Origin of the sequence: Arthrobacter sp. 2YAF22_2 (genome assembly GCF_052114645.1) — a bacterium.
In the GTDB taxonomy this organism is placed as follows: Bacteria; Actinomycetota; Actinomycetes; order Actinomycetales; family Micrococcaceae; genus Arthrobacter.
Genome location: NZ_JBFRFD010000069.1, coordinates 1 through 9,848 on the forward strand (window position 1 = coordinate 1; position 9,848 = coordinate 9,848).

General features: G+C 68.1%; 9 protein-coding genes and 1 pseudogene. 8 read left to right on the forward strand and 2 right to left on the reverse strand.

Annotation, left to right across the window (positions count from 1 at the left end):
* The first annotated feature begins 83 nt into the window (after positions 1–83).
* The 4 genes and pseudogenes from AB4Y86_RS04700 (at position 84) to AB4Y86_RS04715 (ending at position 4,151) form a co-directional block, all read left to right on the forward strand.
* On the forward strand, positions 84–1,421 hold the full coding sequence (locus AB4Y86_RS04700; protein WP_441400536.1) for a geranylgeranyl reductase family protein: 1,338 nt from the start codon (positions 84–86) through the stop codon (positions 1,419–1,421).
* Entirely contained in the window at positions 1,418–2,518 is a 1,101-nt protein-coding gene (locus AB4Y86_RS04705) for a polyprenyl synthetase family protein (RefSeq protein WP_441400538.1), read from the forward strand. Before AB4Y86_RS04700 ends, AB4Y86_RS04705 begins: the two co-directional genes overlap by 4 nt.
* Positions 2,519–3,314: 796 nt before the next feature.
* Positions 3,315–3,401, forward strand: a pseudogene (locus tag AB4Y86_RS04710) (hypothetical protein); the annotation flags it as partial.
* Between the two features lie 318 nt (positions 3,402–3,719).
* Entirely contained in the window at positions 3,720–4,151 is a 432-nt protein-coding gene (locus tag AB4Y86_RS04715) for an endonuclease domain-containing protein (protein ID WP_441400552.1), read from the forward strand.
* 247 nt (positions 4,152–4,398) lie between these two features.
* On the opposite strand, the gene AB4Y86_RS04720 is transcribed toward AB4Y86_RS04715, so the two are convergent.
* Both AB4Y86_RS04720 and AB4Y86_RS04725 read right to left on the reverse strand, forming a co-directional pair.
* Positions 4,399–4,827: a hypothetical protein gene (locus AB4Y86_RS04720; protein ID WP_441400540.1), complete on the reverse strand. Its 429-nt coding sequence runs from the start codon at positions 4,825–4,827 to the stop codon at positions 4,399–4,401.
* A gap of 14 nt (positions 4,828–4,841) precedes the next feature.
* Positions 4,842–5,513: a trimeric intracellular cation channel family protein gene (locus tag AB4Y86_RS04725; protein ID WP_441400542.1), complete on the reverse strand. Its 672-nt coding sequence runs from the start codon at positions 5,511–5,513 to the stop codon at positions 4,842–4,844.
* 60 nt (positions 5,514–5,573) lie between these two features.
* On the opposite strand from AB4Y86_RS04725, the gene AB4Y86_RS04730 reads away from it, so the two are divergent.
* From AB4Y86_RS04730 to cysD, 4 genes are all read left to right on the forward strand, one after another.
* Positions 5,574–6,311: a sirohydrochlorin chelatase gene (locus tag AB4Y86_RS04730; RefSeq protein ID WP_441400544.1), complete on the forward strand. Its 738-nt coding sequence runs from the start codon at positions 5,574–5,576 to the stop codon at positions 6,309–6,311.
* Between the two features lie 73 nt (positions 6,312–6,384).
* Positions 6,385–8,130 (forward strand): nitrite/sulfite reductase, encoded by a 1,746-nt coding sequence (locus AB4Y86_RS04735; protein WP_441400546.1) that lies wholly within the window; start codon positions 6,385–6,387, stop codon positions 8,128–8,130.
* Positions 8,127–8,837, forward strand: a complete 711-nt coding sequence (locus tag AB4Y86_RS04740) for a phosphoadenylyl-sulfate reductase (protein WP_441400548.1) — start codon at positions 8,127–8,129, stop codon at positions 8,835–8,837. Before AB4Y86_RS04735 ends, AB4Y86_RS04740 begins: the two co-directional genes overlap by 4 nt.
* A partial coding sequence (gene cysD, locus AB4Y86_RS04745; protein ID WP_441400550.1) for a sulfate adenylyltransferase subunit CysD occupies positions 8,834–9,848 on the forward strand: 1,015 nt, incomplete at its 3' end. The genes AB4Y86_RS04740 and cysD, both read left to right, overlap by 4 nt.

Here is a 9,848-nt window from a genome sequence, read left to right on the forward strand (position 1 = left end):
CTGCAGCACTGGCGCACCACACCGGTCCCGTGGCCAAGCTGCGCCGCAACATCACCCGGCCCGAGCGCTAGCTGACAGCTGCCGTGAAAGTACTGATCGTCGGGGCGGGGCCGGCCGGATCCACCGCCGCGTTTTACCTTGCCCAGGCCGGCCTTGATGTCACTGTGCTGGAAAAGACGAGTTTTCCGCGGGAGAAGGTCTGCGGCGACGGGCTCACTCCGCGCGCGGTCCGCGAGATCCAAAAACTCGGGCTGCCGCACCCCGAAGCCGACGGCTGGCGGCGGAACAAGGGCCTGCGGCTCATCGCCGGCGGCCGCACGGTCGAACTTCCCTGGCCCGAGGTCTCCGACTTCCCGCAATACGGGCTGATCCGGACCCGCCTGGGGTTCGACGAGGAACTGGCCCGGCACGCCCAGTCSGCGGGCGCCGTCGTGCTTGAACGCCACAGCGTCACTGAAGCCCTGCGGTCCGAAGACGGCCGCGTGACCGGTGTCCGCGCAGCGCTCCTGGGCGGGTCCGGCCGCAAGACGGGGGAGACGCGCGACTTTGCCGCCGACGTCGTCCTCGCCGCCGACGGCAACTCCAGCCGCACCGCCGTCTCGCTCGGGATCCAGAAGCGCGATGACCGTCCACTGGGCGTGGCCGTGCGCACCTACTTCACCAGCCCGCGGCACGATGACGACTGGATGGAAGGCTGGCTGGAGCTCCCCGGCCGGGACGGCAAGCTGCTGCCCGGCTACGGCTGGGTCTTCGGCGTCGGCGACGGCACCTCCAACGTGGGCCTCGGCATCCTGAACTCCTCTAAGGAATTCGGCAAGCTGGACTACAAGCAGGTCCTGCGCGAATGGACCGCCGCGATGCCCGCCGAGTGGGGCTTCACCCCGGCGAACCAAGTCGGCGACATCCGCGGCGCGGCGCTGCCCATGGGCTTCAACCGGACCCCGCACTATTCGCCGGGGCTGTTGCTGCTCGGCGACGCCGGCGGCATGGTGTCCCCGTTCAACGGCGAGGGCATCTCCTACGCCATGGAGTCCGCCCGCTTCGCGGCCGAGTTCATCATCGACACGGCGGCGCGCTCTGCCTCGGCCGGCTGGACCGGGGCCGACGCCGACGCGCATTTGGCCGGCTACGCGGACTTTGTCCGGGGGCAGTGGGGCTCCCACTTCACCCTGGGGCGCGCCTTTGCCGCCGTGATCGGCAGGCCCGCCGTGATGAAACTGGCGCTCCGGACCGGGATGCCCCTTCCGGTGCTGATGAAGTTCGTCGTCCGGCTGCTGGCCAACCTGACCGATCCTTCGGCCAGGGGGATCGAGGACCGGATGATCCGAGTCCTGGAAGCCCTGGTCCCTGCCACCTCGAATACCCGGCCCGTTTCAGCCTCAATTCCGCGGACTCCGCAACAAGTTAGGGTTAACCCGTGACCAACTCTGCAGACCAAAGCTGGACGCACGCCGGACACGGCCTGCCGAGCGCTGAACCCAGCCTCAACACCACCGCGATCGCTACCGGCCTCCAGCTGCCGGCCGGATTCGCAGCCATCGCCGGGGACCCCGATCTCGGCCCGGCAATCACCACCAACCTGGCGCGCGTGGAGAAGAAGCTGCGCGAGGCCATCGCCAACTCCGATCCGCTGGCCGACGCAACGTCGCGGCACCTCGTCGAAGCCGGCGGCAAGCGCATCCGGCCGCTGCTGGCCCTGCTCTGCGCCCACCTCGGTGACGCCTCGCTGCCGGCGGTGGTGCAGGCCGCCGTCGTCGTCGAACTGACCCACCTGGCCACGCTGTACCACGACGACGTGATGGACTCCGCACCGTTCCGCCGCGGCGCTCCCACCGCGCACGAGGTCTGGGGCAACTCGGTGGCCGTGTTGACCGGTGACCTGATCTTCGCCCGAGCCTCGATCCTGGTCTCCGAGCTCGGGGCCCGCGCCCTGGGCATCCAGGCGCGCACCTTCGAGCGGCTCTGCCTGGGCCAGCTGCACGAGACGGTGGGGCCCCGTCCGGACGAGGATCCGGTGGAGCACTACCTCTCCGTGATCGCGGACAAGACCGGCTCGCTCGTGGCGGCATCCGGCCAGCTCGGCGCGATCTTCTCCAACGCCGACCCGGCCTACGAGGCGCTGCTGGTCGAGTACGGCGAGAAGGTCGGCGTCGCCTTCCAGCTCGCCGACGACGTCATCGACGTCACCGGCGTCAAGGTGAAGTCCGGCAAGTCGCCCGGCACCGACCTGCGCGAGGGAGTCCCTACCCTGCCGGTGCTGTTGCTGCGCAAGGCCGCGGCCGACGGCGACGAGTCCGCCGTCAGGCTGCTGCAGCTGATCGACGGCGACCTCAGCTCGGATGAGGCCCTCGCCGCTGCCGTCGCCGGGCTGCGTGAACACCCTGTCACCGCGGAGTCCTGGACGGTGGCGCGGGCCTGGGCCGACGAAGCCATTGCAGCCCTCGCCCCGCTGCCCGAGGGCGTCGTCAAGGATTCGCTGACCAGCTTCGCGCGCGCCGTGGTGGACCGCAGCAGCTAGGGTATCCGTCGGCTCTTCGGCGCCGTCCGCGGTAGCCGGCACCGGTCCTTACCGTCTGAAGTTAAACGGAATGGCCCCGGTTCCTCACAACGTAACGAGTCATCCGTTGTGCGGAACCGGGGCCATTTCTCCGTTCGCATCAGATTCACCGGAGGCATTTAGTGAACCCGTAACAAGACTATGACAGTTGTGTCATGTTGTCTAGCAATTTTGTAAATTGGATGTCACGGCGGCGCGGGGCTTGTCCCTGGCGGAGTTTCCCCAGCTTAGACCGGCACCGGCCGGGTCGGTCTGGCGCTCGGCGCGGGAGTGAAGAGCCGGGCTGGATTCATGTGTCCGCCCGTGGGTTGTTCGCGCGGTTTAGGGGCGTTTTGAGCTGCGTCGGGGTGCCTCACAGGCTTCGCCGCGGCGTGTCTGAGCCATAGTGCCCCCGGACGGCGTTGTCCACATGGCGCGGAGTGAAGAGCCGGGCTGGATTCATGTGTCCGCCGTGGGTTGTTTGCGCGGTATAGGGGCGTTTTGAGCTGTGTCGGGGTGCTCCACAGGCTTCGCCGCGGCGTGTCTGAGCCATAGTGCCCCGGACGGCGTTGTTTGGCCGGCGCGGGAGTGAAGAGCCGGGTTGGATTCATGTGTCCGCCGTGGGTTGTTCGCGCGGTTTAGGGGCGTTTTGAGCTGCGTCGGGGTGCCTCACAGGCTTCGCCGCGGCGTGTCCGTGCCATAGGGTCCCGGGAAGGCGTTGTCCACATGGCGCGGAGTGCGTGGGCGCGGCGGATCGACGACAAGGCACAGTGACGGAATGACTGTTCTCAATTTCCTGGCCAGTCGGGGTGGAACTGCCACTGCCGTTGAACTTGGCCGTGCCGGATTCAGCCGCCACCGAATAGCTGCGGCCGTGGCCGTGGGCAGCTTGGCGAGGATCCGCCGAGGGCTTTACGTGCTGCCGGAGGATTCCAGCCCTTACCGGGCAGCGCGGGAGGCAGGCGGACTCCTGACCTGCCTCTCGGCCGCCCCGAGCTACGGCTTGTGGACTTTGGCGCCAGCACAACGCCTCCATTTGTGGGTCGGGCATCGTCCGACGCCGCCCGGTTCGGTGGCACACGGATGCTGCAGGCATCCCCGCCATCCATTCCTGCCTGTCGCCGGACTTGCCGACGTCCTGATCCACGCCGCGCGTTGTCTGCCAGAACTTGAGGCGATCGCGATGCTGCAGTGCGCCGTTGGTAGGGGAGAGATCAGCGCGGACTTCCTCCGAAGCGCGCTCGCCGGCAACCGAAACGGCCGGGCCAGAGGAATCCTTGACCTACTAGTTCCGCGGGCGGATTCGGTGCTCGAGGTCCTTGCGAATGTGGCCTTCCGCAGGGCCGGATTGCAGCTACGCAGGCATGTCGAGATCGCAGGCGTTGGGGAAGTGGACTTCCTGGTGGAGGACTGCATCGTGGTGGAGACCGACGGTGCCACACATCTGGAGCCGCAGCAGGTGAAGAAGGACCGTCGTCGCAACAACGCGGCCATGGTTGGCGGCTACCTGGTGCTTCGGTACGGCTACGACGACGTCGTCCATCACCCGGAGCGGATGGTGGCTGAGGTGAAGGCCGTGCTGGCGATGTGGCGTCGCGGTGACCTCCGACTGTAAGGGGAGACCGCCGTCGGGGGCGGCTATGAGTGTCGGGCCGCCAGTCTCCGTCCCGGATGGCGGCGTGTCTGTGTCAAAGTGCCCCCATTCCGCCGAGGTGTGGTCTGGTACGTGTCGTGGTACCGCCGGCCCGCAGACACGCCGGCCCGCGCCGCCGAAGGTGGGTAGCTTCCGCGGAACACGGCCGCGGCGGGTAGCCGGGTAGCCGGAACACGGCCGCGGCGGGTAGGAGGAAGCCTGGGGGTGCCTAGTCCTCGTCCTCGTCGTTGAAGGCCCACTCGAACATGTCGAAGACGAACTCGGAGAAGGTGCCTTCCTCGCTCTTCCACTGGGCCCTGGCGTTGTTGCGGCGGTACACGATCGGGTCCGGGACGCTGAGGTCGCCCACGCGGAAGCCCCAAGTGAACTGCTCTTCCTCGTCCTCAAGGAACATCAGGAAGCCTTCGTCGTCGACTTCGAGCTCCTCGGGATCCCAGAAGTAGTGGTAGGCCTCCATGAGGTCCTCGCAGCCGCCGAGAGCCAGGTAAAACTCCCGCAGCACCAGCGGGATCTCGAATTGGTGCTCGGCGAGGGCGGCATCCAACTCGTCCGCCGGCAGACCGTCTTCTTCCTGCCATTCGTCTTCGAGATACTTCGGAACTAGCGCGCGGAACTTCTCGAGGAACATGTCAGTCATGGTTCACATCCTAGCTAATCCTGAGGTCCGCTTTCGGCCGCGTCCGCACTCCGGCGGTGCCAGCCGCGGACCGCGAGCGGCACATGCCAGTGACGCCGCCGGGACGTGACCCGGAACGCGAAAACCGCAGCCGCCACCGCGCCCCCCGTTACTGCGTTGAAGGAGCCGGTGACGGACAGCACAACCGTCACCGCGGCCCCGGCAAAGGCCGGCACGGCATAGAGATCTTTGGGGTCGAAAAGTTGTGGGATCTCGTTGGCGGTGATGTCCCGCAGCAGTCCGCCACCCACCGCAGTGCCGGCGCCGAGCAGGATCGCGGCCGCCGCGTTCATGCCCGCCGCGAGCGCCTTCAGGCTTCCCGTGATGCAGAAGAGGGCAAGGCCACCGGCGTCGAACAGGAAAAGCAACGAGGTGAAGCGCTGGACGCTGGAGAACAGGAAGAACACCAGGACGGCGGCCAGCAGCGGTGGGACCAGATAGGCGGGGTCGGTAAACGCCGCGGGCGGACCGGCGTTGATGATGATGTCGCGCATGATGCCACCGCCCAGGCCGACCATCGCCGCGAGCAGCAGCGAACCGACGACGTCGAATTGCTTCCGCGCCGCGAGCAGCGAACCGGAGACCGCGAAGAAAAAGACGCCAGACAAGTCCAGCCAGACCAGCACGGCGCTGAATGAGAAGGTCATGGGTTTCCCGGTCGATTTCTGGAGGGCGGATGGGGCGGGTCCAACGCTACGCTAACAGCTATGAATAGCCCTATCCTGATCGCCTGCGCCCACGGGACATCCAGCTCCCAAGGGGCGGCGGAGGTCAACGCACTGCGTGCCGGACTCGCCGCCCTGCGTCCCGACCTCGACGTCCGGGAGGCCTACGTCGACGTCCAGGACCCGGACCTGACGGCCGTCGTGGCAGGGCTCCAGGCCGGGGAATCCGCCGTCGTCGTGCCGCTGCTGCTGAGTGTCGGGTACCACGTCAAGGTGGACATCGCCCGGGCCGTGAACGGCCGGCCGGGCACCCTCGCCGCGGCGCCGCTGGGCCCCGATCCGCGGCTCGCGGCGCTGCTGGACCAGCGGCTGCGTAAAGCCGGCGTGAACGACAACGACGCCGTGATCCTCGCCGGGGCGGGTTCCTCCGACGCAACCGCCGCGGAGAACGTCGAGGAACTCGCGGGCCAGCTGCGCGCGCTCCGTTCCAACCGGATCGTCGCCGCCTACGGCGCCTCGGCGAAGCCGTCGGTGCCCGAAGCGGTTGCCATGCTTCGCGCGGAGGCGGCTGGGGGCGCGGGCGCGGGACGGTCGGCCGGGGCCGTGGACCTGGGCGGCCGCGTGGTGATCGCCTCCTACCTTCTGGCCCCCGGCTTCTTCCACGACGAGCTTGCCAAGGCGGGCGCGGACCTGGTCACGGCGCCGCTGCTGCCCTCCCCGGTGCTCGCCGAAATTGCGCTGGCGCGGTACGACGCTGCAGTCGCCGCCGGCACTTCATGACGAAATGTTGCCCTAGGTGACCCCGCGTTTCTGATCCTTGGTGACGCCATTGCGGGCACCCTACAGTCGATCCATGACTGATACAGTTCTAGCCGGCGCGTACCCGGACCAGGCTGCCGCAGGCCGCGCCAAACGACCCGCCCGTCCCGCGGCCAAGCCACACGGGCAGTGGAAGGTGGACGGCACCGCGCCGCTGAACGCCAACGAAACCTGGAAACAGGAAGACAACGGCCTCAACGTCCGGGAACGCATCGAGACGGTCTATTCCAAGCACGGCTTCGGCTCGATCGACGGCACCGACCTGCACGGCCGCTTCCGCTGGTGGGGTCTCTACACCCAGCGCAAGCCCGGGATCGACGGCGGCAAGACCGCGACCCTTGAGCCCCACGAACTCGAAGACAAGTACTTCATGCTCCGCGTCCGGATCGATGGCGGCGCCCTCAGCACCGAACAGCTGCGCGTCATCGGTCAGATCTCAGTGGACTTCGCCCGGGGCTCCGCCGACCTCACAGACCGGCAAAACATCCAGCTGCACTGGATCCGGGTCGAGGACGTGCCGGAGATCTGGCGCCGGCTCGAAGCAGTGGGCCTGTCCACCACCGAAGCTTGCGGCGACGTCCCCCGCGTCATCCTCGGCTCCCCGGTGGCCGGCATCGCCAAGGACGAGATCATCGACCCGACTCCGCTGATCAACGAGCTCGCCGAGCGCTTCATCGGCGACCCGGAGCTCGCCAACCTGCCGCGCAAGTTCAAGACGGCCATCACCGGCCACCCCAGCCAGGAYGTSGTCCACGAGATCAACGACKTCGSCCTGGTGGGCMTGGTCCACCCCGAACTCGGMSYCGGCTAYGACCTCTGGGTCGGCGGTGCGCTCTCCACCAACCCCATGCTGGGCAAGCGGCTCGGCGCCTTCGTTCGCCCGGACCAGGCCGCCGACGTCTGGCTCGGCGTCACCAGCATCTTCCGCGACTACGGCTACCGTCGGATGCGCACCAAGGCCCGSCTGAAGTTCCTGCTGGCCGACTGGGGCCCGGTGAAGTTCCGGCAGGTCCTCGAGGACGAATACCTCGGCTACAAACTCTTCGACGGCCCCGCAGCGCCCAAGCCCTCCACCCCGGGCGACCACATCGGCGTGCACGAACAGAAGGACGGAAAGTTCTTCATCGGGGCCACTCCGGTGGCCGGCCGGCTTTCCGGCGGTCAGCTGGTCCGGCTCGCGGACACTCTGGAGGCCCGCGGCTCGAAGCGACTGCGGACCACCCCGCACCAGAAGCTCGTGGTCCTCGACGTGCCGAAGGAGCAGGTGGATCCCCTCGTGGCCGACCTCGACGCGCTGGGCCTCTCCGCCCGGCCCTCCGTGTTCCGCCGCGGCACCATCGCCTGCACCGGAATCGAATATTGCAAACTCGCCATCGTCGAGACCAAGGTCACGGCCGCCACGGCCATCGCCGAACTGGAACGCCGCCTTGCCGACCTTGCCGAGAGCCAGCAGCTGCCGCAGGCCCTCTCGCTGCACATCAACGGCTGCCCCAACTCCTGCGCCCGGATCCAGACCGCGGACATCGGCCTCAAAGGCATGATGCTTCCCACGCCCGACGGCGACCCCACCCCGGGTTTCCAGGTCCACCTCGGCGGCGGCCTGGCGTCCGAGAGCCGCGAGGAGGCGGGCCTGGGCCGCACCGTCCGCGGACTCAAGGTCACAGCCGACGACCTGCCCGACTACGTGGAACGCGTAATTCGGAAGTTCGTCGCGGACCGCTCCGAAGGCCAGAACTTCGCCGAGTGGGCGTTCGCCGCAGAGGAAGGTGATCTCCAGTGACCGTTGCACTCCGCACCCACGACCAGCTCAAGGCCCTCGCCGACGCCGGGGCCGCCGAGCTCGGCTGGGACGCCCCGGCCGGAGAGGTGATCGCCTGGGCGGCGCGCAACTTCGAGGTGCCCGCCGTCGCCGTCGCGTGCTCCATGGCAGACGCCGTTCTCCCGGCACTCGTCGCGGACCAGCTCCCCGGCGTCGACGTCCTCTTCCTGGAAACCGGCTACCACTTCCCGGAAACCCGCGCCACGCGCGACGAGGTCGCCGCGAACCTGCGCGTCAACGTCGTCGACGTGCTGCCGGAGGCCACCGTGGAGCAGCAGGACCGGCTCCTGGGCAAGGACCTCTTCGCCCGCGACCCCGCGCAGTGCTGCGCGCTGCGCAAGGTGGCGCCCCTGCGCCGGACCCTGGCCGGCTACGAGCTCTGGTTCACCGGCGTCCGCCGTGACGAAGCCCCCACCCGCACCAACACCCCGCTGGTCACCTGGGACGACGCGAACGGCCTGGTCAAGGTCAACCCGGTCGCGGCCTGGACCTTTGACCAGCTGGTGCAGTATTCCGAGGACAACCTCCTGCCCGTCAATCCGCTGCTTTCACAGGGCTACCCCTCCATCGGCTGCCAGCCCTGCACCCGCAAGGTCGCGCCCGGGGAAGATCCCCGCGCCGGACGCTGGGCAGGAACCGACAAGACAGAATGCGGACTACACGTATGAGCAACTTGAGCACGACGGCGACGGTCACCACCGCCTCCACGGCAGATGCCGCCCCCGCCCCTGCGCGGGACGGCGATGCTGCAAGCAGCATCGCGTCCCGCTCCGACAGCGGCAGCGGCCTTCCCAACGCTCGCAAGCTCGCGTCGGGTCCCTCGGCCGATGCCTTAGATGCCACTCCCTGGGCGGCATCGGGGTCGACGGCGGATGCCCGCCTGAGCTCCCCGGCCCGCCTGTCGTCTTTGGATACTTTGGAATCCGAAGCTATCCATATCATCCGCGAGGTTGTTGCCGAGTTTGAGAAGCCTGCGCTGCTGTTTTCCGGCGGCAAGGATTCCGTGGTGATGCTGCACCTGGCTACCAAGGCCTTCTGGCCGGGGAAGGTGCCGTTCCCGGTGTTGCACGTGGACACCGGACACAACTTCCCCGAGGTCCTCGAGTTCCGCGACCGGACCGTGGAACGGCTGGGACTGAAACTCGTCGTCGGGTCGGTCCAGGAGTTCCTCGATTCGGGCGAGCTGGCAGAGCGTGCSGACGGMACCCGSAACCCGCTGCAGACCGTCCCGYTGCTGGAYGCGATCCAGCGCAACAAGTTCGAYGCCGTCTTCGGCGGCGGCCGSCGGGACGAGGACAAAGCCCGGGCCAAGGAGCGCATCCTGAGCCTGCGCGACGAATTCGGCCAGTGGGACCCGCGCAACCAGCGCCCCGAACTGTGGAACCTCTACAACGGCCGGCACACCGTGGGCCAGCACGTCCGGGCGTTCCCGATCAGCAACTGGACGGAGCTGGGCGTCTGGCGTTACATCGAGCGCGAGAGCATCGAGCTGCCGGGCCTGTACTACGCCCACGAGCGCGAAGTCTTCKCCCGMGAYGGCATGTGGCGYGCMGTGGGCGACGTGTCCCAGCCGCGCGACGACGAGGAAGTCATCACCAAGACCGTCCGCTACCGGACCGTTGGCGATATGTCCTGCACCGGTGCCGTCGAATCCGGCGCCGCCACCGTGCGCGACGTGG